At 71.2% G+C, this 23,178-nt stretch carries 21 protein-coding genes and 2 pseudogenes; 11 read left to right on the top strand and 12 right to left on the bottom strand.

Features of this window, described 5'->3' with window-relative positions; all coding sequences use genetic code 11:
• Window positions 1–458 precede the first annotated feature (458 nt).
• Window positions 459–977, top strand: a complete 519-nt coding sequence (locus P8A18_RS19600) for a helix-turn-helix domain-containing protein (RefSeq protein ID WP_306056197.1) — start codon at window positions 459–461, stop codon at window positions 975–977.
• On the opposite strand, the gene P8A18_RS19595 is transcribed toward P8A18_RS19600, so the two are convergent.
• From P8A18_RS19595 to P8A18_RS19585, 3 genes are all read right to left on the bottom strand, one after another.
• On the bottom strand, window positions 965–2,599 hold the full coding sequence (locus P8A18_RS19595) for an ABC-F family ATP-binding cassette domain-containing protein (RefSeq protein ID WP_306056195.1): 1,635 nt from the start codon (window positions 2,597–2,599) through the stop codon (window positions 965–967). The two genes, P8A18_RS19600 and P8A18_RS19595, sit on opposite strands and share 13 nt — an antisense overlap.
• A gap of 16 nt (window positions 2,600–2,615) precedes the next feature.
• Window positions 2,616–3,980, bottom strand: a complete 1,365-nt coding sequence (locus P8A18_RS19590) for an MFS transporter (RefSeq protein WP_306056193.1) — start codon at window positions 3,978–3,980, stop codon at window positions 2,616–2,618.
• A 65-nt stretch (window positions 3,981–4,045) separates the two neighbouring features.
• Window positions 4,046–5,905 (bottom strand): YcaO-like family protein, encoded by a 1,860-nt coding sequence (locus tag P8A18_RS19585; RefSeq protein WP_306056191.1) that lies wholly within the window; start codon window positions 5,903–5,905, stop codon window positions 4,046–4,048.
• 385 nt (window positions 5,906–6,290) lie between these two features.
• Here P8A18_RS19585 and P8A18_RS19580 point away from each other — a divergent pair, with 385 nt between their 5' ends.
• Window positions 6,291–8,003, top strand: a complete 1,713-nt coding sequence (locus tag P8A18_RS19580; RefSeq protein ID WP_306056189.1) for an MBL fold metallo-hydrolase — start codon at window positions 6,291–6,293, stop codon at window positions 8,001–8,003.
• A 43-nt stretch (window positions 8,004–8,046) separates the two neighbouring features.
• Window positions 8,047–9,651: a multinuclear nonheme iron-dependent oxidase gene (locus tag P8A18_RS19575; RefSeq protein ID WP_306056187.1), complete on the top strand. Its 1,605-nt coding sequence runs from the start codon at window positions 8,047–8,049 to the stop codon at window positions 9,649–9,651.
• Between the two features lie 12 nt (window positions 9,652–9,663).
• On the opposite strand, the gene pdxH is transcribed toward P8A18_RS19575, so the two are convergent.
• Window positions 9,664–10,299: a pyridoxamine 5'-phosphate oxidase gene (pdxH, locus tag P8A18_RS19570; RefSeq protein WP_306061009.1), complete on the bottom strand. Its 636-nt coding sequence runs from the start codon at window positions 10,297–10,299 to the stop codon at window positions 9,664–9,666.
• A gap of 219 nt (window positions 10,300–10,518) precedes the next feature.
• On the opposite strand from pdxH, the gene P8A18_RS19565 reads away from it, so the two are divergent.
• The gene (locus P8A18_RS19565; protein WP_306056185.1) at window positions 10,519–11,628 is read left to right on the top strand and encodes a citrate synthase 2; all 1,110 of its coding nucleotides are present in this window, start codon (window positions 10,519–10,521) and stop codon (window positions 11,626–11,628) included.
• A gap of 148 nt (window positions 11,629–11,776) precedes the next feature.
• Entirely contained in the window at window positions 11,777–12,550 is a 774-nt protein-coding gene (locus tag P8A18_RS19560; RefSeq protein WP_306056183.1) for a thioesterase II family protein, read from the top strand.
• Between the two features lie 91 nt (window positions 12,551–12,641).
• Here P8A18_RS19560 and P8A18_RS19555 read toward each other — a convergent pair whose 3' ends face one another.
• Entirely contained in the window at window positions 12,642–13,187 is a 546-nt protein-coding gene (locus P8A18_RS19555) for a GNAT family N-acetyltransferase (RefSeq protein WP_306056181.1), read from the bottom strand.
• A 110-nt stretch (window positions 13,188–13,297) separates the two neighbouring features.
• Between P8A18_RS19555 and P8A18_RS19550 the strand changes: the two genes are divergently transcribed.
• Window positions 13,298–13,852 carry a hypothetical protein gene (locus tag P8A18_RS19550; RefSeq protein ID WP_306056179.1) on the top strand — a complete coding sequence of 185 codons (555 nt, stop codon included), beginning with the start codon at window positions 13,298–13,300 and terminating at the stop codon, window positions 13,850–13,852.
• A gap of 9 nt (window positions 13,853–13,861) precedes the next feature.
• Here the strand turns inward: P8A18_RS19550 and P8A18_RS19545 are convergent, their stop codons facing one another.
• Both P8A18_RS19545 and P8A18_RS19540 read right to left on the bottom strand, forming a co-directional pair.
• Window positions 13,862–14,455, bottom strand: coding sequence for a TetR/AcrR family transcriptional regulator (locus P8A18_RS19545; RefSeq protein WP_026249904.1), 594 nt, complete (start codon window positions 14,453–14,455; stop codon window positions 13,862–13,864).
• Entirely contained in the window at window positions 14,443–15,180 is a 738-nt protein-coding gene (locus P8A18_RS19540; RefSeq protein WP_306056177.1) for an enoyl-CoA hydratase family protein, read from the bottom strand. The genes P8A18_RS19545 and P8A18_RS19540 overlap by 13 nt, the downstream gene beginning before the upstream one ends.
• Before the next feature lie 129 nt (window positions 15,181–15,309).
• Between P8A18_RS19540 and P8A18_RS19535 the strand changes: the two genes are divergently transcribed.
• Window positions 15,310–16,167, top strand: coding sequence for a class I SAM-dependent methyltransferase (locus P8A18_RS19535; RefSeq protein ID WP_306056176.1), 858 nt, complete (start codon window positions 15,310–15,312; stop codon window positions 16,165–16,167).
• 75 nt (window positions 16,168–16,242) lie between these two features.
• Here the strand turns inward: P8A18_RS19535 and P8A18_RS19530 are convergent, their stop codons facing one another.
• Window positions 16,243–16,623 (bottom strand): peptidase inhibitor family I36 protein, encoded by a 381-nt coding sequence (locus P8A18_RS19530; protein WP_306056174.1) that lies wholly within the window; start codon window positions 16,621–16,623, stop codon window positions 16,243–16,245.
• A 342-nt stretch (window positions 16,624–16,965) separates the two neighbouring features.
• On the opposite strand from P8A18_RS19530, the gene P8A18_RS19525 reads away from it, so the two are divergent.
• A complete protein-coding gene (locus P8A18_RS19525; protein WP_306056173.1) occupies window positions 16,966–17,511 on the top strand; it encodes a GNAT family N-acetyltransferase in 546 nt (181 codons plus the stop codon).
• Between the two features lie 117 nt (window positions 17,512–17,628).
• Here P8A18_RS19525 and P8A18_RS19520 read toward each other — a convergent pair whose 3' ends face one another.
• Entirely contained in the window at window positions 17,629–18,438 is an 810-nt protein-coding gene (locus P8A18_RS19520; RefSeq protein WP_306056171.1) for a methyltransferase domain-containing protein, read from the bottom strand.
• A 234-nt stretch (window positions 18,439–18,672) separates the two neighbouring features.
• Here P8A18_RS19520 and P8A18_RS19510 point away from each other — a divergent pair, with 234 nt between their 5' ends.
• Window positions 18,673–19,113 (top strand): hypothetical protein, encoded by a 441-nt coding sequence (locus P8A18_RS19510; protein ID WP_306056169.1) that lies wholly within the window; start codon window positions 18,673–18,675, stop codon window positions 19,111–19,113.
• A 300-nt stretch (window positions 19,114–19,413) separates the two neighbouring features.
• Complete coding sequence (locus P8A18_RS19505) at window positions 19,414–20,850, top strand: serine hydrolase domain-containing protein (protein ID WP_306056167.1); 1,437 nt, start codon at window positions 19,414–19,416, stop codon at window positions 20,848–20,850.
• Between the two features lie 138 nt (window positions 20,851–20,988).
• Here the strand turns inward: P8A18_RS19505 and P8A18_RS19500 are convergent.
• From P8A18_RS19500 to P8A18_RS19490, 3 genes and pseudogenes are all read right to left on the bottom strand, one after another.
• Window positions 20,989–21,081 (bottom strand): annotated as a pseudogene (locus tag P8A18_RS19500) (class I SAM-dependent methyltransferase); the annotation flags it as partial.
• Window positions 21,082–21,351: 270 nt separating this feature from the next.
• Window positions 21,352–21,501, bottom strand: a pseudogene (locus P8A18_RS19495) (DUF397 domain-containing protein); the annotation flags it as partial.
• A 24-nt stretch (window positions 21,502–21,525) separates the two neighbouring features.
• Window positions 21,526–22,413, bottom strand: a complete 888-nt coding sequence (locus P8A18_RS19490) for a helix-turn-helix domain-containing protein (protein WP_306056165.1) — start codon at window positions 22,411–22,413, stop codon at window positions 21,526–21,528.
• A 251-nt stretch (window positions 22,414–22,664) separates the two neighbouring features.
• On the opposite strand from P8A18_RS19490, the gene P8A18_RS19485 reads away from it, so the two are divergent.
• On the top strand, window positions 22,665–23,120 hold the full coding sequence (locus P8A18_RS19485; protein WP_306056164.1) for an ATP-binding protein: 456 nt from the start codon (window positions 22,665–22,667) through the stop codon (window positions 23,118–23,120).
• The last annotated feature ends 58 nt before the right edge of the window (window positions 23,121–23,178 follow it).

The raw sequence follows: 23,178 nt of genomic DNA, 5'->3' as shown, positions 1-23,178 counted from the left end.
GAAATCGATCCCTCCGATAAATCGGTTGTGGGGGCGCGCGGGCGGTTCCTAAGCTGTGTGTACACGCTGAAAGGAGGTGATCCGAAAAGTGCAGTCTTATCGGATTCGTGAGGTGGCTGCGGGCTGACAGCCCGTCGTCGCACAACGTGCACCTCGGCGGACTGTCTGCCGAAACCCAAGCAGTCACCGACCCGCAGGCTCGCCGGTAGATCCGGCCGGCTCCTCCGCAAGGAGGGACCAGAGCCTGCGGGTTTCCGCGTGTCCGGGCCCGCGGGGCCCGTTGGCCTGTTCCTGCAAGTCAACTCCTTTGGCCTGTTGACGCAATGGCCGGATCCGGATGATGGGCAGGCGTACATCGTCCAAGTGCGTCCGGCGCGGCCGGGCCACGCGGAACAGAGGAGTGCACATTGACGTATCGAGTAGGGATTCGGCATGGACACCCACTGATCGCATGGGCCATGGAACGCACGCTGGCCGATATTCCCGCCATGCACGTCAGCGTCCTGGAGGCGGCCGGTACGGGCGACGGGACCGGGCCCGACGCCGCTCAGACCTACGACGTGCTGGTGACCGACCATGTGCCGGCGGAAGGCACGCCGCCGGGCGCGCGCACCCTGCTGATGTCACCCACCCACGTCGTGGCGCCCGGCGTAGACGAGTGCCTGCCGGACCAGCTGACTCCGGAGGCCTTCGTCAGGGCCGTGCTCGGCGCGGCGGGAAGGGTCCGCCCCTCCGGTGACCCGCAGCCTCCGCCGCCGGGCCCGGGGCCGCTCTCCCCGAGGGAGCGGCAGGTGCTGGATCTCATCGCCGGTGGATTCACCCATGCGCAGACGGCCCGCCGGCTGGGCATCAGCCGGCACACGGTCGACACCCATGTGAAGCGAATCCGTTCGAAGTGGGGTGTCGGCAACAAGGCGGACATGGTCCGGCTGGCCATGGCCCCGGCCGTCGGCGCGGCAGCGGTTCAGGGCTGCTGAAGGCCGGTGACGTCGAGTGTCCGGTCGACGCGCACGGCGTCGGCCAGGCGCCGGTCGTGCGTCACCAGCAGCAGCGTGCCGTTGTACGAGGCGAGGGCCTGTTCCAGTTGTTCCACCGCTTCGATGTCCAGGTGGTTGGTGGGCTCGTCCAGGACGAGGCAGTTGGTCCCCCGCGCCTGGAGCAGTGCGAGGCCGGCGCGGGTGCGCTCCCCCGGCGACAGCGAGACGGCGGCCCGTAGCGCCAGGTCCTTGCCGAGCCGGAATTTGGCCAGAAGTGTGCGGGTCTCCGTGGCGTCCAGGTCGGCTGCCTCGCCGACGATCTCGGCCGTGGACCGTTCCGAGTCGAGCAGGGCCCGCGTCTGGTCCACTTCGCCCAGCCGTACGGCGGCGCCGGTCCGCTGTGTGCCCTCGGCCAGCGGCAGCCGGCCGAGCAGAGCGCTCAGCAGCGTCGTCTTGCCGCTGCCGTTGGGGCCGGTGATCCGCACCCGTTCACCGAAGCCGATGTCCAGGTCGAGGGGCCCGAGCCGGCACGGTCCGCGCCGCACGACCGCCCCGTGCAGCGCGAGCGCGGTCCCGGACGGGGTGCCGGCCTCGGCGATGGTGAACCGCAACTGCCAGGCTTCCCGCACCTGTTCGGGAGCGGCGGCATCGAGCCGGTGCACGGCGCGCTCGGCCCTCGCCGCGGCGGCGCCGGTGTTCTGTGCGCCGGCGAGCCGCGAGGCCTTGCGGAACTTGTCCCCGTCGGGCTGCCGTCGCGGGTTGACGGCGCGGGCGGCGCCCTGCCGGGCCCACTCCCGGTGCGTGCGGGCCGCGCCGGTCAGCTGCTCCCGGGTGGTCTCGTAGGCCGCGTAGCCGTCGATCGCACGCTGCCGCGCGGCGGCGCGCTCGGTGACGAAGCTGTCCCAGCCGCCCCCGTACTCACTGGTGCGGCGGGTGAACTCGTCCAGTTCCACGATCCGGTCGACGGTCGCCGCGAGGAAGGCCCGGTCGTGGCTGATCAGCGCGATGCCGGCCCTGCTGTGGCGGACGTGGTGTTCCAGCCGGGACAGACCGTCGTCGTCCAGGTCGTTGGTCGGCTCGTCCAGGAGGAGGATGTCCGGCTGCGCCAGCAGCACCGCGGCGAGCGCCAGCCGGGCGTACTGGCCGCCGGACAGCTCCGAGGTGTATCCGGCGTCGAGCCGCAGCCCCAGGTCCGCGGCCACGTCCACGGCGCGTTCGGGGAGGTCGGCGCCGCCCAGCGCGAGCCAGGTGTCCCACGCGTCGGCGTACGCGTCCTCCGCGCCGGGCGACTGCTCCTCCAGCAGCCGGGTGGCGGCGTCCAGTTCGCGCTGCGCCCGTGCGACGCCGGTACGGCGGGCGAGGTAGTCGCCCACCGGCTCGCCGTCGCGGGCGTCCCGTTCCTGTGCGAGCCGGACGACGGTGGCGGTCACCGGGGCCCGGACCACGGTGCCGCCGTCCGGCGGCACGTCGCCGGCGGCTATCCGTAACAGGGTCGACTTGCCGGTGCCGTTCGGGGCGACGATGCCTACGCGGTCGCCGGACGCGATCGACAGATCCGCGCCGTCCAGAACGGTGAGGCCGCCGAATGCGTGGGCGATGCCGGTACAGCGGAGCTGAGCCATGAGCCTGAACCACTCCTCACGAAGTCACGTTCCCGGACCGCTGGTCGAGGCGGTCCGCGGTCTCCCGCTCGCGCTCCTGCTCAAGTGCCTCCTCGGGCTCCCGCCCAGGCGCCTTCGGTTCCGGCTTCGGCTCCGGCTTCGGCCCCGAACTCGGCTTCGGCGGCGAGGCGAGGCGTACGGTCCCGGGCACGATGAGCACAGCATAGGTGGATATCAGCAGGACGATCACGGCCAGGACCGCGAACGGTGTGATGCCCATCAGGGCGACCAGCGCGGGCGCGGTCGCCAGCGCGATGGGCTGCAGACCGAAGCTCGCCAGGGCCTCCAGGGCGAAGACGCGGCCCTGGACCTCTTCGGGGAACTCGTTCTGCAACGCGGTGTACCAGAGGACCATGAAGCAGCCGACGCCGACCGAGCCGACCGCCATGGCCGCGCAGAACAGCCACAGCGGGACATCGACCATCAGGCATACCGGCGTCAGCAGACACGGCGTCAGCGCGTTCATGGCCCACAGGCCGGGGCGCTTGGAGGTGACCTTGGAACCGGCCATGGAGCCGAGCACCGAGCCGACGAACGTGGCCGCGCTCACCCAGCCGAACGCCTCGATTCCGTACCGCTGCTGACTGACCATCGGCACCAGGACGTAGTTGGGGCCGAAGAGGAAGAACACCTGGGCCGTGCCTTGCAGCATCACCGCCGACACCCACGGACGGCGCCGGACCTCCGCCAGCCCGGCCTTCGCCTCGGCGAACACCGCGGCGAGCCCCTGCTCCTCCTGCTCCTCCTCCGGAGCGGGTTGTACGCGGGGCAGCCGCAGCCACACCAGCGTCACCAGGCTGATCGCGATCGTCGCCAGGTCGACCAGGAGCGTGCGCGGCGGTGAGATGTTCGCGAGGAGCAGGCCGGCCAGCAGCGACCCGACCAGCCCGCCCACCCGCTTGGTGGCGCTGTCGAAGGCGTTGGCCTGCTGCCGCAGGTCCTCTTCGACCACCTGGGCCAGCGCGGCGCGGTGAGCGGGCTCGTACAGGGCCGCGCCGGCGCCGGTCAGCGCCGCGGCGAGGAGCAGCGGGAGCAGCGGGCCCCGGGAGGCGAAGAGCAGGAATCCGCCGACTCCGACGAGGCGGAAGACGTCGGATATCGCCATGACGACACTGCGGGAGTAGCGGTCGGCGACGACCCCCCCGACGAGGAGCAGTACCCCCATGACCACGGACTCGACGGCGAGCAGCAGTCCGAACATGCCCGGTCCCCTGCTGGGCACCACCAGCGCCGGGAGCACGACGATGGTCAGCTGGTTGCCCAGCGTGCTGGTGACCTGGCCGAGCCAGAACGTGCGGTAGCGGCGGTCGCGGAGCAGGGTTCGGGCACGGGCTTGCGTCATCCGGGGGGTCCTATTGATCCGGGAACGGTGGGGATTTCGAGCCGTCGGGCGGGGCGGCTGTGAGGTTATCCGAGGGGGTGGGGCCAGCGGGCGTCGATGTCGATCCCGTCGCCGAGCGTTGTCCTGATCCGTTCGCGGAACGCGAGGGAGGGGCTGCCGAAGTCGACGGTCAGCAACTCCTCGGAGGTGGCGCGGGCGATCTTCCACGCGGCCTCGTCGGGGCCCTGCTCCGACAGGTCCCGCACCGTGACCGCCCGGTTCAGGCCGGCGAGCGGGGCGGAGGCGGCGGCCAGGTCCCGCGGTCCGGCTCCGTCCGTCAGGAACCGGGTCAGACCGACGGGGACGTCCTCGTGCGCGAAGTACGCCTCGTGCTCCCAGGGTTCGGTGACCGGCGCGGACAGCGGGTCGGCCGGGGCGAACACCGGTGCCTTGAGCAGCACACGCCGGTAGAACAGGGCCTTGGCGATCTCTCGCAGCGCGCGTTCGGCGGCCACGGGCTCCTCCGTGCCGGCGCCGGACGAAGTGACCACGCCGCCATGGGCGTCGCTGTGGACGACCACCATCACCGCGGCGACCCCGTAGGCGGGGTCGGCGATGTCCACCAGCGTCAGCCGTACGCCCGCCGCGCGGCACAGGCTGCGCACGGAACGGGCCAGCGGGGTGTCCGGCAGGGTCAGCCGTGCCGGGGACACCGCCGTGAACCAGGTGCGCATGTAGCAGTGCCGCTCGTAGAGCTCCAGGACGGCGGCCTCGGCGGCGGCGTCGAACCGGGTGTGGGCGGCCATGCCGTTGCTGTTGCCCAGTACGTCGCGGGAGCGGACCAGGGCGAGTCGTTCGGCCAGCTCGCCCCGGGCGCGCAACCGGGCCGCGTCGGCGGTGGTGTCGAAGCCGAAACCGCACTCGCGCACGTTTCCCTTCACCTTCGCCCCGAAAGCGGTGGCGTAGTAGAGGGGCGTCCCGTTGACCAGGATGGAACGCAGTTCCTCCGCTTCGAGGAAGTCCGCCGTGCCGGGGCGGGGTATCGCCCCCACGGCGCAGACCGGTGCCCATCCCTCGGGCAGGCCCAGATGCCGGGTGACCTCGGCGTCGTCGAATCCGCCGAACGGGCGGGCGTCGATGCCCGCGTGCTGGAGCACCTGGATGAGGGCCTGACCGGTGTGCCCGCCCTCGATGAGCGCGTACCGGTAGCCGCGTGGCCCGTACTTCGCCGTGACGTCCCGCAGGTCGGCGACCAGCCAGAAGCGGGTGGGGACCGCGGAGAGGGTCGGGTCGAGCTTGAGGGCGTCCCGCTCCTCGGTGCTCCGGGCCCGGCTCCGTGTCCGGAAGGTCCCGGACGAGGGGTCGAACCGGGTGAACGAGGAGCGGTCGGGCTCCGCCTGTTCGGCGATCAGACGTACGGGGTACAGGGCGCCGGCCGACGGGTACAGCCGGGTCTCGGGGTCGTGGAGCGTCCGCATGACCGCGAGGACCGCGGCCTCGTCCACCGGTGCGGCCCGGGGGCCGTCGAACGGGGCGAAACTCGGGCGGCGCCTCAGCGCCAGGGGCAGATCGCTCGTCCCGGACGCCGTACCGGGCAGGAACCGGGCCAGGCGGGCCCGCCGTACGTACTCCGCGAGGTCCTGCGGCGTATACGCGAGGCCCTGGTTCAGCGGCATCGACGCCTCCGCGTGCGCGCGAAGGCCCTGGAGGTGCGGCGGGTGGGCGGCGGTCGTCACGAGACCGTGCCGCAGCAGGAACGCCAGGGTGGTGACGGCGACGTCGTCGCGCGGCACCGGTCGCTCGGCCATGTCCAGCAGGCACGTGCGGGTGCGCCGGTCGGAGATGTGTGCGCGCAGACGCAGATGCCGGGCCTCGAACGTCAGCCGCTCGCCGTCGGCGGTCACCAGGACGCCCGGCGCGTACCCGACCACATCGTGCTGCTTCACAAGTCGTCCCTGGGGGTGAGGGGTGCGGGGAGCCGAGGGCCCGCTGCTCCGCCCGGCTCAGGGCCGTGGCAGCGGGCTCCGGGCCGACCGGCGGTTACTGGCAGCGGGAGTTCGCCGGCTTGAAGTCCATCTCGGTCTCGAAGTGCTCGATCTCCTCGACGAGGATCTCGGAGTTGTCCGTGTCGACTGCCTTGGGCGCCTGCTCCATTGAATTCTCCCTGAATAGGGCCACCCACAGGGGTGGCATTTTTGCTCACCGATCGGCGATCGGCGAGCCACATGGGACCACCCGTCCGGAAGCCGGGTCAATGGCTCGGGGCAATTCCCGCTGTCCCCGTTTTCGGGGACTGTCCCCGATGGAGAAGGTGCGTGAGAATCACTGGCCATGCAGATCACCCGGGTTCAGCACACCTGCTTCGTCTTCGAGACCGCGGCGGGGCGGCTGGCCGTCGATCCCGCACTGGACTACTTCGGGAACCTGTGGAGTCCGCGTGGCAGGAACCGGCTCGCGAGCGGGCTGCTGAGCGATGTCGACGCCATCGTCATCACCCATTCCCATTGCGACCACTTCCATCCCCCCACGCTGCTTCATTTCGACAGGAATATCCCTGTCGTCATTCCCGCGCGAGACCGTCGAAGCGCATACCCGATGGCTGACGAGCTTGCCGAGCACGGGTTTCGGAATGTGATCGAGCTGAAGGCGGACGAGTCCGTCTCCCTGGCGGGGCTGCGCATCACCTCGATATCCGCACCCGATTCGATCGAGGGAATTGCGCAGCAGTCGCTGCTGATCAGTGACGGAAAGAACCGAATCCTGCACGGCGCGGACACGCTGGAGGATTTCGGCACATTCGAGCGGCTGAGCGCCGAAGGGCCGATCCGGCTGGCGCTGCTGCCGCTCAACTGCAGCCTGAACTACGAGAACCTGCGCAATCAGATGTCGCCGGGCACCTGGCTGGAGGCCGCCGGGATCCTGCGGCCGCAGGCGATGGTGCCGCTCGGGATCAACGAGGGGCAGCGCCGCGGCGTCTCGGCCGTCGACGCGCCCTGGTTCCCGCACAACGAAGCGCTGTTCCGGGACCGGAACCTGACGGCCGGCCTGCCGGACGGCACCCACCTGATCCCTCTGGACGACGGCCAGAGCTTCGTCCTGGACGACGCGCCCCTCGGGCCCGGTACCGCGATCACGGATCACCGCGAGGGCACCGGCACCGGGGCGGCCGAGGTCGAGACGGCCCTCGGCCGGCTCTGGTCGCTCCTCCTGGACATCCACATCCGCGACCGGCACTACTTCGGGCTCGTCCGGACGATGAGCCACGAGGCCTGGCGCGACGCCTGGAGCGAGTGCCGGGCCCGTATCGAAGAGCTGATGCCCGACGGGGACACCGTCCTGTCCGACGCGATCGCCGCCGTACCGGACGGCCGCCTCACCGCGCCCGTTCTGCGCTGGTTCCCCACCACCACCCGGTATCTGGTCTCCGAGGGCGCCGAGACCGGCCGCATCGTCCTGGACAGTCTCTGGCTGCTCGGCGACGCGATGACCGAGACGGACTACGCACAGGCCCTGTACACCTGGCTGGCCGCCCAGGTCCGGTCCGACGCCACCGCGCTGTGGCGCTGCCGGCTGGAGTACTCGGGCCGGTTGCAGCAGCTCCACGCCCGTAAGCGGGCCGCCCTCCCGCACGGTTTCGACAGCGCCGGGACCAAGGAGTGGACCGGCCGCCAGATCGCCGCCGACGTCCGCTCGGCACGCCATGTGCATCCGCGCTTCCACCCGGCCTTCGGCCCCTTCGACACCGCGGCGGGGCCCGGGGACGACTCGCCCTCCGCACCGCTCGCCCTGCACCGCCTCACCCGCGACCAGGGACGCCTGCGGTCGGCGGTCCTCGTCCTCAAGGACACCGATGCCCTGCTGGGGCGCGCCATCGACCGGGCCAACGGAAGCCTGACCATCGACCAGTTGTGCGACCGGCACGGCTTGCGGCGCGCCGACTACGAGCGCTTCTACGCCCGCCTGATGGATTTCGCGCCCTACTGCATCGAGCACCACTGGTATCCCAGCCAGGCCATGGCCTGGCGCCCCGACTACCGCGCCTGACCGCGCCCGACCGCCCCGCCCCGAAACCGGAATGGTGACTTCCATGCCCTTTGGCCCCGACTACTTCGCCTCATTGCCGCGCTACGGCGTCGGGCTGGGTGTGAACCCCTCGGACCTGCACCGGACCTACCTCGGCGAGGAGACCGGCACCGTCGACTTCTTCGAGGTCACGGCACCCGCCACCCGGCATCAGGGCCCGGCCAACTACAAGGAGGTCCAGCAGCGCCGCGGCGCCCCGGAGGGCCGGCGCCATCTGCGCATCCCGGACCTCGTCACCGACCACACGGTCCTGGTCCACAGCACCGACCTCAACCCGGTCTACCCGCACGCCGTGACCGGGAGCGACCTGGCGGAGCTGCGCCGGCTGGTCGAACTGGCCGACGCCCCCTGGGTCACCGAGGACCTCGGTGTCTGGCTGATGAGCGAACGCCACGTCTATCCGTACTTCATGCCGTTCCCGGTCACCGATGCCACGCTCGCCGTGGCCATCGACAACGTCCGTCACATCCATGAGCACCTGGGCGTGCCCTTCAACGCCGAATTCCCCCCGATGACCATGGTCACCGGGGCGATGCACGCCTTCGACTTCTTCCACACCCTCGTCACCGAGACGGGCGCCGGCATGTGCCTGGACATCGGCCATGTACTCAGTTACCAGATCGCCCGCGGGGCGTCCCCCACCAGCGACTTCCACCGCCTTCCGTGGGACCACATCACCGAGATCCACGTGGCCGGGGGCGGCATCGACCTGCACCGCCACGGCTACCAGTACGACGACAGCCACGGCGACGCCCCGATCGTCTCGGTGTGCCTGGACATGCTCGACGAGGTCGTCCGCCACGCCCCCCACCTGCGGGCGATCACCCTGGAGATCTTCGGGGCCCGCAACCCGCGCAAGGCGCTCAGCACCCTTCGCGGCATCCGGGAGCGCGCCTCGGTCGCCGCGTGGCTGCGAGACGCTCCCCCGCCCTCACCGGCCCTCCCCGCCCTTGAGGAGGCCAGGCGGCGGACCCGCGAGGCCACCATCGGGCTCCACGACCTCATCCACGCGGCGGCCCCGGTCAGCGGCACGACGCTGGCCGCGGCCGGCGCGCCGCTGCTCGACACCTTCGCCGCCCAGGAACAGGAGCGCTGGGAGTACGAGCGGACCCAGCGCCTGCGGCTGCACGGAACGAACATCTGCAGCTACTACCCGCTCACCGGCCGCTGGCTGATGCACCGCGAGGACATGGACGAGATGCGCCTCTTCGAACGGCTCGTGCCCGACCTCGCAGGCGCCGAGACCACCATGTGGGACAAGGTCAACACCGCCTTCCACAAGCTGGTGGACGAGGACGCGTCCGACCAGGTGGGGCCGGAGCTGCTGCGCGCCGAGCGGTGGATGAACGAGTGCGCCCAGGCCCCCGACGACGCCGCGTCCGCCCAGTTCGGGATACGGGTCCAGCGGGTGATCAGCGGGCTGCGCACCGGATGCCTGGCGCCCCGGCTCCTGCTGGCCGCGACCCCCGTCACGATGCGGCACCTCGGTGGGTGCCGCTTCGAGACCGACGAGGAGGCGGCCGAGGCCCTTCCGCCGGCCGTCGAGCTGCCGGACGCGGTCCCCGCGCACTCCGAGCCCGGGAGGGCCGCCTGCTGCACCGGGCAGTGAGCCGGTGAGGCGTTACGGGCACAGCCGCTCGACGCGCCACTTTCCGTCCCCGCCGCCCTCGCGGACGTAGCGCAGCCGGTCGTGGAGCCGGTTCTCGTGGCCCTGCCAGAATTCGATCGTGTCGGGGACGACCCGGAATCCGCCCCAGTGCGGGGGCGCCGGGACCTTCTCACCCTCGGGGTAGCGGGCGGCAAGGTCCTCGTAGCGCCGGACCAGCTCGTCGCGGCCGCCGATCACCGTCGACTGGTCGCTGGCCCAGGCGCCGAGCTGGGAGCCGTGCGGGCGGGTGCGGAAGTAGGCGACGGTCTCCTCGCGGGCGACGCGGGAGGCGGTGCCGGTGACGATGACCTGGCGGGCCAGCGGGTGCCAGGGGAAGAGCAGCGAGACGTACGGGTTGGCGGCCAGCTCGCGGCCCTTGCGGGACTCGTAGTTCGTGAAGAAGACAAAGCCGCGCGCGTCGTACATCTTCAGCAGCACCGTGCGGGAGGACGGGCGGCCCTCGGGGGTCGCCGTGGACACCACCATGGCGTTCGGCTCGTGGAGCATCCCGCCGGCGGCGACCTGCCGGAACCAGTGGGCGAACTGGTCCATCGGGTCGGGGGCGAGGCCGTCCTCGGTGAAGCTCTCGGAACGGTACTGCTCGCGCATCGCGGCCGGATCGGTGGTGGAATCGGAGGAGGAGGAGTCTGCGGTGGGCACGGGCCCATCCTGCCGCAGCGGACGGGCACGAAGCAGGTCCGCCCTCCGTTGGACGGGGAAGGGGTGGCTGTGCCGGATGTCACGCTTCCCGGGCCCGTCGGAACCCGCCAGTATCGGGGGTGGGCCTCCGGGCCCGCCCGCAAGCCGTCGATCCGAGGGAGCCGCCTGATGTCCGACTTCGTACCCGGACTCGAAGGAGTCGTCGCGTTCGAGACGGAAATCGCCGAACCCGACAAGGAGGGCGGTTCGCTCCGGTACCGGGGCGTCGACATCGAGGATCTCGTCGGCCACGTGTCCTTCGGCAACGTGTGGGGGCTGCTGGTGGACGGGGCCTTCAAGCCCGGTCTGCCGCCCGCCGAGCCGTTCCCGATCCCGGTGCACTCCGGTGACATCCGGGTCGACGTGCAGTCCGCGCTCGCCATGCTCGCCCCGGTGTGGGGGCTGAAGCCGCTGCTGGACATCGACGAGGAGACCGCCCGCGAGAACCTGGCGCGGGCCGCCGTGATGGCCCTGTCGTACGTGGCGCAGTCGGCGCGCGGGCAGGGCCGGCCGATGGTCCCGCAGCGCGAGATCGACAAGGCGGGGTCCGTCGTGGAGCGGTTCATGATCCGCTGGCGCGGCGAGCCCGACCCCCGGCACGTCAAGGCCGTGGACGCGTACTGGACGTCCGCCGCCGAGCACGGGATGAACGCGTCCACGTTCACCGCCCGGGTGATCGCCTCGACCGGCGCCGACGTGGCCGCCGCGCTGTCCGGCGCGGTGGGCGCCATGTCGGGCCCGCTGCACGGCGGCGCCCCCTCCCGCGTCCTCGGCATGATCGAGGAGATCGAGCGGACCGGGGACGCCACGGCCTACGTGAAGAAGGCGCTGGACAAGGGCGAGCGGCTGATGGGCTTCGGCCACCGCGTCTACCGGGCCGAGGACCCGCGCGCCCGGGTCCTGCGCCGCACCGCCGAGGAGCTGGGCGCGCCCAGGTTCGAGGTGGCGCAGGCGCTGGAGAAGGCGGCGCTGGAGGAGCTGCACGCCCGGCGCCCGGACCGGGTCCTCGCGACGAACGTGGAGTTCTGGGCGGCGATCATGCTGGACTTCGCCGAGGTCCCCGCGCACATGTTCACGTCGATGTTCACGTGTGCCCGTACGGCGGGCTGGTCGGCGCACATCCTGGAGCAGAAGCGGACGGGCCGCCTGGTGCGCCCGTCGGCGCGGTACGTGGGACCGGGCCCGCGCAGCCCCCGCGAGATCGACGGGTTCGGCGAGCTGGCGGACCTGGGGAACTGAGAGCGCCGCGACAGCACAGGCGCGCCGGCCCCCTCCTCGACCTCGCCCGGAGGGGGCCGGCGCCGCGCTGCCACAATGCTGTGCACCGTGCCCGGACAGAACGCGACAGAACGCCGGCCCCGTCGGCGGTGAAGCAGAGGTGGACCGCATGAGTGTGTCGACACGGCCGCAGAACGAGCGCTGGATCGTCGGCCGGATGGCCGTCGGGACCGTGCGTACCCGGTTGATCTGCGTGCCGCAGTCGGGGGCCGGGGCCGGGGCGTTCGCGGGGTGGCGCAAGCACATCCCGCAGGGCTACGAGCTGGCTCCGGTCGAACTGCCGGGCCGGGGCACCCGGGAAGCCGAGCCGATGCCGGCGGACTTCGGCACGCTGGCCGACAGGCTGCTGACCGGCCTGACTCCCGAATTCGGCATGCCGTACGTGCTGTTCGGGCACAGCTTCGGCGGGGCCCTGGTCTACGAGCTGAGCCGCCGGATCGAGGACCGGGGGCTGCCCGCCCCGGTGGCCACCGTCGTATCGGGCTTCCGGGCCCCGCACACCCCGCCCACGACGGCCATGTACGAGGCGTCCGACGAAGAGCTGCTGGACTGGCTGATCCGCAACGGCGGGATGCCGGAGGAACTGCTCGCGTACAAGGCGTTCGTGCGTCAGATCATGGGCTACATACGCACCGATCTGCGGATCGCCGAGAGCTACTCGCTCGACGAACCGGCACCGCTGCCCGGCCCGTTGCACGTCTTCGGCGGCACGGACGACCAGGTGACGCCGCCCGGCCGACTGCCCGAGTGGCGGGCCTGCGCCGGCTCCGACTTCTCGCTGACGCTGCTGCCCGGCGGCCACAACTATCCCCACGCCGACCCCGCCACGATGGTGGCCGCGCTCATGAACGTCCTCGCGTCCACGCCGTCACACACCGGGTGACGGCGTGGGGCGGGCCGCGCCGCCGGGGACGGTCGAGCGCCGACGCTCATGAACGTCCTCGCGTCCATGCCGGCGTGGGGCGGTCCTGCCGTCAGGGCCGGTCGAGCGCCCAGGTCTGGAGGGCGTACGGACGCCCCTTCTCGACGCCCTCGATGAGCGGGACGCCGAGCAGCCGGAAGCCGGTGGCGGCGGCCACGGCGACGCTGGCGGCGTTCTCCGGCTCCAGCTCCAGGATCACCCGGTCGACGCCCAGTTCCCCGAAGGCGTACGCGGCCATCACCCGCACCGCCCGCCCGGCGAGCCCCTGCCCGCGGTGGGCGGGCCCGACCGCGTAACCGATCTCGGTGCCCTCGGGGGCGCGGCGCAGCATCACCTCACCGAGCGGGGCGCCGCCGTCGAGCGTGATGGCGAGCAGCACGGCCGTGCCGTCCGCCCGCAGCTGCCGGGCCTTCACCAGCCGGTCGCGGGCGGCCCCGGCGTCGAAGGGGGAGACGATCGGCGTCCAGTGCGCGATGTCGGGGTGGTCGAACAACTCCGGCATCGCGGCCAGGTCCTGTTCCGTCCAGTCGCGCAGCACGAGCCCCTCACCCGTGAGTTCGACGCGGTCGGGAAAGGGAGGTGTGGTGCTGCTGCTCATGCTGCGGACCCTATCCGGGCGTTCCCCGGACGCCAAGGCGTCCCCTGCGCCACACTCTGGCTCCCGGAATGTGACAGACCGGGCCGAACCTGAGAAAGCCGGGGGTGCGCATGCGCGACGAGATGCGGCAGTTGAGGAAGACCGTCCGAAGACGGGACGCGCTGAGATACGGGGGCATCGGCCTCATCACGGTCGCCCTGGCGGCCTGCGGCAGGAACAAGGAATCCGACGGCCTGCCGGGCCGCTCCGCCCCCAGGCCTACGGTGACCGGCGCGGCGGTCCAGGCGTTCGTGAGCGGCGCGTGGAATCTCTCGTACGAGCCGCCGGGCCAGGTCAACGACGCATACCGGCGGATCGAGTTCACCGGCCGCCGCTGGAGCCTGGACGGGGACGACGAGACGGGCTCGTTCGAGCTGGACGGCGGCGGTCTGGTGGTCCGGGTGGACGGCCGGGACACGGACAACGTGTGGGCCGCGTCCGGCATGCCCGCCACGGTCGGCGACAAGGCGGCGCTGACCCTCCAATGGGGCCACGACGCGGAGTCGGGCCCCGAGGACGGCTCGCCCGTGGACACGACACCGACCCCGCTGCCGGTGGTGTGGGACGGCGCGTCGCTCCGGATTCAGGCCGGGAACGGCCTGGTGATCACGGCGGTACGGGCCTGAGCGTCCCCCTCAGCCCAGCGCCCCGTCCACCAGCTCCGCCCACTGGGCGACGACCTTGCGGCGGCGGGCGGTGTCGTCGGTGAGGACATTGGCGAGGCCCAGCCCCCGGGCCATGTCGAGCAGCCCCTGCACGGTCTCCCGCACGCCGGGCTTCGCCTCGTCGGCGCGCAGGAGGTGGACGGCGATGCGGTGGGTCTCGCGGCCCACCCGGGCCTCCAGCTCCGTCACCCTGGGCCGCAGCTGCTCCTCGTTGGAGGCGGCGACCCAGAGCTGGAGGGCGGCGCGGAAGAGGGGGCCGGTGTAGAGGTCGACCAGGGCGGCGACGACGGCGGCGCGGTCCTGGTCGGGGACGGCGCGCAGGGCGGCGGAGCGTTCCTCGGCGACGTACTCGACGGCGGCGGTGAACAGGTCCTCCCGGGTGGGGAAGTGGTGCTGGGCGGCGCCGCGCGAGACCCCGGCGCGTTCGGCGACGACGGCGACGGTGGAGCCGGCCCAGCCGTGTTCGGCGAGGCAGGCCACCGCGGCCTCCAGGAGGCGCCGGCGGGTGGCCCGGCTGCGGTCCTGCTTGGGGCCCGTGCTGCCGCCCGGTGTCACAACGCCCATGCGGGGTCCCGTCGTTCGAGGAAGGCCGTCATCCCCTCCCGCGCCTCGGCGGAGGCGAAGAGCTGTGCGGAGCGGGCGATGAGGTCTTCGGCGTGCTGGTCGAAGCTGTCCAGCACAGTAGCCGCGACCAGCTCCTTGGACGCGGCCAGCCCCTGCGGGGACGCCTTGCGCAGCCCGTCCAGCAGGGGCCCGAGCGCGAGGTCCACGTCCTCGGCGGCCAGGGTCACCAGCCCGATGCGGGCGGCCTCCGCCGCGTCGAACCTCTCCCCGGTGAGGTAGTAGCGGGCGGCGGCCCGTGCGTCGATGCGGGGCAGCAGCGGCAACGAGATCACAGCGGGCGCGAGGCCGAGCCGCGACTCGGTGAGCGCGAAGGTGGCCTCCGGCCCGGCCACGGACATGTCGCACGCCCCGAGCAGCCCGAGCCCGCCGGCCCGGACGTGCCCGGTGACCCGCGCGACGACCGGCTTGGGCAGCGCGACGATGCTCCGCATGAGGGCGACGAAATCGTGCGGGTCGGCCGGAGCCCTGAGGTCGGCGCCGGCGCAGAAGGTGTTGCCGGTGTGGGTGAGGACGACGGCCCGTACGGAGTCGTCGGCCGCACAGCCTGCCAGGGCCTCGGCCAACTCGGCGACGAGCCCGGCGCCGAGGGCGTTCCGGTTGGCGGGCGAGTCGAGCGTGAGGGTGGTGATGCCGCGCGCGTGGGCGGGCGGGGCGAGCTGACTCATGGATCGCGCTCCCTCTGCTTCTCTGCGGGCCGTCGCGTCGAGCGTGGCAGCAGGAACAAGAACAATCAAGCGCGCTTGCATGATTCCGGCGCCGCCGCACGCCCGTCGGGCCGCTGTAGGGTCCCGCGGATGACCACGTCTCCCGCCACCTCACGGCCTGCCGCCGACGCCACCGCCGCCGAGGACTTTCTGCGCACGTTCCACAACCGCACTCCCGGCCTCCAGTCCGCAGGAGTCGAGGCCGCCCGCACTCCGGAGGGACCAACCAGCTACCAGGTGCTGGCCGGGCACGTCGCGGGGGCCCGCCGCGTCCTGGACCTGGGGTGCGCGGACGGTGCCCTCCTCGAACTGCTCGCCGGGCAGGGCGCCGAGTCCCTGGCGGGCATCGACCTGTCGGCCGGCGAACTCGCCCTGGCCCGGCGCCGCCCGGCCCTCGCGCACGCCGATCTGCGCGAGGGCCGGGCCCAGCGACTGCCCTTCGCCGACGCCTCCTTCGACGCCGTCGTGTCGCACATGGCGCTGATGCTGATGGCCGATGTCGAGCAGGTCGCGAGGGAGGCCGCCCGCGTCCTGGTACCGGGCGGGAAGCTGGCCGTCACGGTGGGCGGCGGGCCGGTCGAGGGCGAGGCGATGGAACTGTTCCTGACGCTGGCCCGGCCCTACTTCCGGGCCGCCCCCGTCGAGCGCCACATGCCCCGGCTGGGCGACCGCCGATGCCGGACCCGGGAAGGGCTGGACGAGATCCTGGCACCGGCCGGCTTCGCCCCGGTCTCCTGGGAACCCGTCACTCTCGACATGGGCGGCACCCCGGCCGAGGTCTGGGAGTCCGTTACCGGGGTCCTTTACGACATGACGGTCCTGGACCGAGACCGGACCGAGGAACTGCGCGAGGAGTTCATCCAGAGTTCCGCCCCACTCGTAACCCCTGAAGGCCGCCTCCCGTGCGGCAGGCGGGTCGTCACCGTTACGGCGGCGACGGGGAGGTGATCCCTCCCACGACCGGGGCCACCCGCAGGCGCGCCCCGGTCCACGTGGGACCGGGGCGCGTGAACTCGGCTCGGGTCAGCAGCCGCTGCCGACGCGCAACGAGGTCATCTTGTCGTTGAAGTGGGACGCCACGGCCGCCTCGGACCCGCCCGGCTTCACCGAGAACATGCACCCGACGTAGTTGGAGTGCTCGTAGACGGCGACCGTCTTGCCGGTGCGGTTCCAGTACGAGGTCATGCGGTCGTTCATGTAGTCGCCGACATTCGGGTTGGACGCGGTGTAGTGCCGGAAGTCGCCCCGGTAGCTGGACTGCTCCCACACGCAGAAGGAACCGTTCGGACACTGCTCGGAGTCGGCCACCGCCGGGTTCCCGACCAGGGTGGCCGCGCCCGCGGTGAGCGCCATGACGGCCGCGGCCGTCCACAGACGCGAGGAAGTACTGCTGAATCGGAACACGCTTTTTCTCCATGTCTTTCTTTGTCACCGTGGCCGACCGAACAAGATCGACCGGGGACAGAGTAAGAATTCCACCGACCCATTACCAATAATCGCCGAGGGCACCCCACCTGCCGAATAAAGGTTTCCCCTCGCAATTACCGGGGATTCCAAATTCCGGCGGCCCTGAAATAGTCAACACGAACAGGTGAATATGCCGAAACCCGTGCGGCGGACACCGTGGGGGCGACACGCTGGAAAAACCCATTGGCTGTTCTCGCGTTGCCGACCGGGCAGCGGGACTGCGCGGGCGGCGATGGCGTGATGCCCGAGGACGCACTGGAGCGAGGGGGGGGAGGCGGCATGGCAGGGCCGGATCCGCGGTTCGCCGCCTACGTGCCGAGTCCGGTCGATCGGCAGGCCCCGGCAACCGCGGAGGTAGCGAAGGCGACCGAGGACGATGTGCCGGCGCTGGCCGTTTTGCAGTCCCGGGCACGCGGTGGTTCGGCGCGCGATTGGGAAAACCGCATCCGCCGAGCGTGCGGCAGCGAACGCGGCATGGTGGTCACCGCGAAGGTATCCGGTGAAGCCGTCGGGTACGCGAACGTGGCGTTTCTTCCCGAGCATCCCGTGGACCATGCCCCCGCCGGCTACTACCTGACCGGCGTCACCGTGGCCCCCACCTGGCGGCGCCGAGGCATAGCGAGGCTGCTGACCTTGTGGCGCATGGGCTGGGTCCGGGAACAGGACGCGGCAATCTGGTGCGTCATCTCCGCCAGGAACCGCGCCTCGCTCGACCTGCACCGGGAACTCGGATTCGACCACGTGCTGATCGGTGCCTCATTTCAGGGCGTCGAGTTCACCGGCGGCGAGGGTTGGCTACTACGGGCGGACCCGCCGCGACAGTGACGGCATGAGGGCCGGCCTGTGCAGCCACACAGCCCGTTCGGCTTCGGAGTCGTCGTCCCCATCGATCAGCCGCTGCCGACCGCACCTGCGTCGGCCTGCTCGCCGCCGCCCCGGCTCTCAGCCCGACAAGGGCAGCGTCCCCATGGTCAGGAAGAACGTGACGGCGTACGTGAAGCGCCCCGCGCGCACCGCATCGTCGAACTGGGCCACGAACCGGTCCGCGTCCGCGGCAGCGAGCCGGCCCCGGGCCGCGGCGGCGTGCGCCCAGGTGCGCAGGCCCATGACGTGGTCGGCCGCCGAGGGGTCCCGCACGACGAGCGTCCGGGCTTCCACCTCGACGTCACGGACACCCCGCGCCGCGAGCAGGCCGGCGTGCCGGTGGGCCAGCGCCCCGTTACGCAGTCCGCTGTCGGCCCTGAACCGCAGTACCCGGCGGGCGAGTTCCTGGTCGTCGATGTCGAGCACCTGGGTGTCGTAGTCCGGGTCCGCCAGGGCGACCCGGCCGCCGGGGCGGACCACTCGAAGCAACTCGTCCAGGACGCGGCCCGGTTCGGCGACGTGCTGAAGGACCCGGTCGGCCCAGGCGCCGTCGAACCGGTCCGCCGCGAACGGCAGCCGGTGCCCGTCCGCGACGGCGGAACGTACCAGCCCTCGGTCACGTGCCCGCGCGATCATCGTCAGGGAGCTGTCGACCGCCACGACCTCGGCGCCACCGCGCGAGCGCAGGGCCATGGCGGCGTCCCCGACCCCCGCTCCCACCTCCAGGAACAGCCCGCCGGGCGCCGGACGCAGAAGCTCCTGCAACCGCCGCTTGTACGCGGCGTAGAACGGTTCCGCGCTCAGCCGGTCCAGGACCCGCACCCAGTCGGCGGGCCGGGCCTGTGTGTCCACGGACGTGAAGCCGTGCGGGGCGTCGTGATCGTTCATGGGAGCACGCTAGACGTGCCGGCCGAGCCGGTGAACCCGTGATCCGGCCGAGCGTGGGCGCCCCCGAGGCGAGGGCGCGGTGTCAGGCCCGGCCGAGCTGCGCGGCGGCCTCCTCCAGGTCGGCGACCGTCCCCGCCATGATCGTCCGTACGTTCCGGGTGATGTGCCGCACGGGCCACTGCCACCACGCCAGCCACGCACGTGCGTGCCGTGGACCGCGCCTAGGGTGTGGGCATGTCGCTGAGCCACATAGTTCTCTCGTCGGGCCGTTCGGTCGAGCTCACTGAGGTACGTATGTCCTCGACGTACGCGTGGATGCTGGAGGGCTACCCGTGCAAGCCCGTGAACGACATGAAACTACGCGGGCTGCGCTCGCAGGCCGAGCAGGCGTATCCCGGCACGCCCTGCCATCTGGTTCCGCCCCGCCCTGAGTACCCGGATCGGAGCACCGACGCGGCGCGCCCCTTCGGCCCCGTCGAAGTGCTGCCTCCCGTGACCTGTATCGGCCTCCTGCGCTCAACAGCGGTCGCCCCCGGACTCGACCCGGCCCTGCACCGGTCCGCTCTCGCCGTCGCCTGGCTCCAGGGCACCCTGGACGTCCCCTCGGGCGAGGACGCCGAGCCCGCGCTGCGCGAGCTCCACTGGGACGAACTCGCCCGGGATTACGAGCTCTAGGCGATGGCGCACACGGAACAGGCCCGAGTCCTGCTGCTGGACGCTGCCCCGGTGACCGCGTAAGGGCCGGCGCCGGGTGGCCCGCCGCGACGGCTGGAGCCGGCGGGCGCGCGGTTCCCTGTGTGCGGAGTTGTCGGACACCGCTATCGCCCGATGAAGAAAAACCTCATGGCTCCGTGGCTCGGCCTGGCCATAACATGCCCAGGCCGGCAGCCCCTGCTCCATGCGCATCGCTGTCATCGCCCCACCCCCAGCCCAAAGGGTCGAACCAGATCCTCGTGCATCTGTCAGGGAGTCGGAATGTCTGCTCAACGCGCACTGCTTCCACGTTCGGCGCCGGCTGCCTCGGGGATCTCGTCCCGTTCGATCACCGCGCTGCTGGACCGGCTCGAAGCGGAATCGGTCGAGTGCCACTCGATCATGGTCGTGCACCGCGGTCACGTCGTCGCAGAAGGCTGGTGGGCGCCGTACTCGGCCGAACACCCGCATCTCCTCTACTCGCTGACCAAGTCGTTCACGTCGATCGCCGTGGGGCTCGCGGTCGCCGACGGACTGCTCTCGCTGGACGACCGGGTGGTGCGGGTGCTGCCCGACCACGTCCCGGCCGACGTCTCGGAGCAGGCAAGCCGCATCACCGTTCACCACCTGCTGTCCATGACGGCCGGGCATCCCACGGACAGCCTCGCCGACGCCTGGCAGCAGGAGCCCGACGACTTGGTGAAGGGCTTCCTGAGCCTCCCGTTCGCCACGGCCGAGGGAACGCGGCACACCTACGACAACTCGACCACCTTCATCCTGGCCCGGATGGTGGAACGGGTCACGGGTCGCGGTCTCCCGGAGTTCCTCGACGAGCGCCTCTTCAAGCCGATGGGCGTCGACCACGCCGAGTGGGACCGGGTGAAGAGCGGTGCCGCCTTCGGATTCCACGGACTGCACCTCACGACCGAGGCCATTGCCGCCTTCGGTGAACTACTGCTGCGCGGCGGCCGCTTCGGCGACCGGCAACTCGTCCCGCGCGAATGGGTGGAGCTCGCGACCAGTCGGCACAGCGACAGCGAGTGGATCCTGGACGGATCGGACCAGGCCGACTTCGCTTCCGGCTACGGCTATCAGTTCTGGATGTCGCGTCACGGCTACCACGGTCATGGCGCCTTCGGGCAGCAGTGCGTGGTGGCCCCCGCGCACGATCTCGTGGTCGCCGTGACCGCCCAAGGGGTGTCCCAGAAGGTGCTCGACGCCCTGTGGGAGTGCTTGGAGTCCTTGACACCGGGCGTGGGCCACGCGGGAAGCACCGAGGAGGACGAGATCCTCGCCGCACGGCTGCGGCAACTGTCGCTGCCGCCGGTGCCGGGTACCGCCGCCCCCGGGCGTTCGGCCCGTGCGACGCTCGACTCCTCCGCCGAGGGTTCGGCCCTGCCCGACGGAACGACGGTGACCATCGATCCCGTGGACGGCGGATGGCTCGTACGGTTCGAGTCGCTCCTCGACGTCGAGGTCGGCCACGGCGACTGGCGGGAAAGCTCCCCGCTCGGCCGGCCCCTCGTCGCGGCCGGTGCCTGGCAGGGCAGCACCTTCGTGGCCGATCTCTACGTCATCACCACCCCGCACCGCGTTCGGCTGGTCCTCGACGCCGAGACGAGGACCGCGACGGCGACCTGGAGCACCGTGCCCCTGACCGGTCCCAGCCTGGAATTGCACGTCCGTGCGCCCCTGATGACGCGGCCTGACGTTCAGTAAGCAATGGCTACCGAGCGGGTGTTACCGAGGACCGCTACGAGATGTTGTGCGCCAGGCTGCGGAAGCTCGGGCCAGTGCGGTGCCCGGGCGCCTTCGCCGGGCCGGTGGTTGCGCGACGGCGAGGAACGGGTCGCTTTATCCATGCGTACGTACGGACTGGGCCTGGTCCTCGACGTGGTACAGCATGTGCAGCGCGAGAACCGCGCCGAGGGCCCCATCCGCGATGGGCAGCCGCGGGGGCTCCGTGGGGTCGCAGGCCGGAGCAGGTCGGGCGGTCACCTCGTGGATGTGCGCGTGGAGATCGACCGGCGACCGTGCGCCACGGTACGGCTCGCTTCCGAGGAGCGCGGCCAGATCACGAAGCCTGATGGTGATGCTCGCCGTTTATCCCTCGGCTGTGGACGCCTCCGACAGCCGTACGTGCGGCCCGGCTCCGACCGCACGAAGGCTTCGTGAACGTGGCGCCGGCCGCCACGGGCGACGTACCGCCCGCGCGCCCGCTTACCGTTCGCCCCGGACCACGCTTCCAATGAACGCGCGCCATCCACCTGCGGCACAGGTCAACACCGGGCCTGCCTGCACCTTGCTGTCCCGCACGGCGACCGCTTCGCCGAGCTGTGCCACCTTCACGCACTGGACCTCTGTGTTGGCAACTCGACTTGAACAGGTCGGTTCTCAACCCTTTTCAAAGCTCCCAGCCACCTCAGAGATCAGGCACATCGACGCCTGCTCGTCCAGCGATGCTTCCCAGATGTCGGCGAAGGCCGCTTCGTACTGCTGCACTTCCCGGTCCTTGTCCAGGAAGAGGCCGCCCGAATACCCGTCCGAATAGACCGTCGGTGGCTCCGTGTGGGCTCCGTCGCCGGTCAGCGAGAAGCCAAAGATCACGAAGGGCCCGGTGACCATCCCCGAGTGCGCACCAGCGGCGAACGGCGTCACGCGAATCGAGATATTCGGCAGCCCGGCGACGTAGACCAAGTGGGCAAGCTGCCGGGCCATCTCCTCGGGGCCTCCGACAGGCCGACGCAACACCGCCTCGTCCAAGGCGACACGCAACACCAGCGGGTCCATGGATCTGGTCAGACGCGACTGTCGCTCCATACGCAGACGAAGGCGCCCGTCCAGGTCCGCGTCACTGATCCCTCGGATGTGTGTACGGATGATCTCGCGCGCATAGCCCTCGGTCTGGAATTGTCCGGGAATGAGATCGGTCTCGTACACAGCCAGACTCTCCGCGGCCTCTTCCAGCGCGACGAAGACGCGGAAGCCCTCCAGCACCGAGTCGCCGTAGGCGTGCCACAAACCACGCGCCTTGGTCTCCTTGGCCAGGCCCATCAGCGCCTCGGTGAGATCCCGCGGAGCGCCGTAGACCAAGCACATTGCCTGAACATCCAGGCTCCGCAATGCGGTCTGCCCCGTCTCAATGCGCCACATCTTGGCCTCGGACCACTCCAGCTTGGCGGCCGCCGCACGCACGGTGAGATGTGCCCGATTGCGTAAGTCTCTGAGTTTACCCCCTAGTTGGCGTCTCGGAACAGTTGACCCCGTCGGCCGTTCAGCCACATCGACTCCTTCCGTATGCCCCGGAATGAAGGACATCCATCACTCGCAATGCAAGCACCACGACGTCCGTCATGCAGGACGAAGCAATCGTTCGACGCCTTTTGATCAGTGCAGGGCCATGAATTCTTGCGCGGGCATTGCATCGCTGTGCAGCCTGGAAGCCACTCTCCGTGAGCGCCCGACGTTGCTGACGACCGCGTCGATGCGCCCCCTTCGCCTGCCCTGCACGGCACTCGCCATGAGGAAGCCCCGTGATCGATCTCCCCCAGGTCATCCAGTCCGTCTGCTGCACCACCCCCGGCCCACCCCGCTCCCTGCTCCTCGCCGCCGAGCCCCAATCCGTGGGCCACGCACGGGCGTTCACTCGCGAACACGTCGGCCACCACGCCCCGCACGCGACGGAACACCACACGGACACCGTCGTCCTGATCACCAGCGAACTCGTCACCAACGCCTACCGGTACGGGACCGAGCCCGGGGACCTGATCGCCGTCGTCGTCGATATCGACGACGCCCGGACCCGTATCGAGGTGCACGACCCCGTACGACGCGTGCCCCGACGCCGGGCGGGCGGGGCGGAGTCGGGCCACGAACACACACGCGGGCGTGGCCTGTTGATTCTGGACGCGCTGTGCCCGAAGCGATGGGGCGTCGGTGACCGGCCGCTCGGAAAGTTCGTCTGGGCGGAGGTGCCGTACGCCGACTGACCTCGCACGAGGTGTTCGCGGCGGGTGCCGGGCCACGGTACGCGCGGCCGGCTCCGCG

The sequence above is a fragment of the Streptomyces sp. Mut1 genome (assembly GCF_030719295.1).
GTDB classification, from domain to species: domain Bacteria; phylum Actinomycetota; class Actinomycetes; order Streptomycetales; family Streptomycetaceae; genus Streptomyces; species Streptomyces castrisilvae.
Note: the sequence above shows the minus strand (reverse complement) of the source record. Positions and strands in the feature narration are given on the sequence as shown.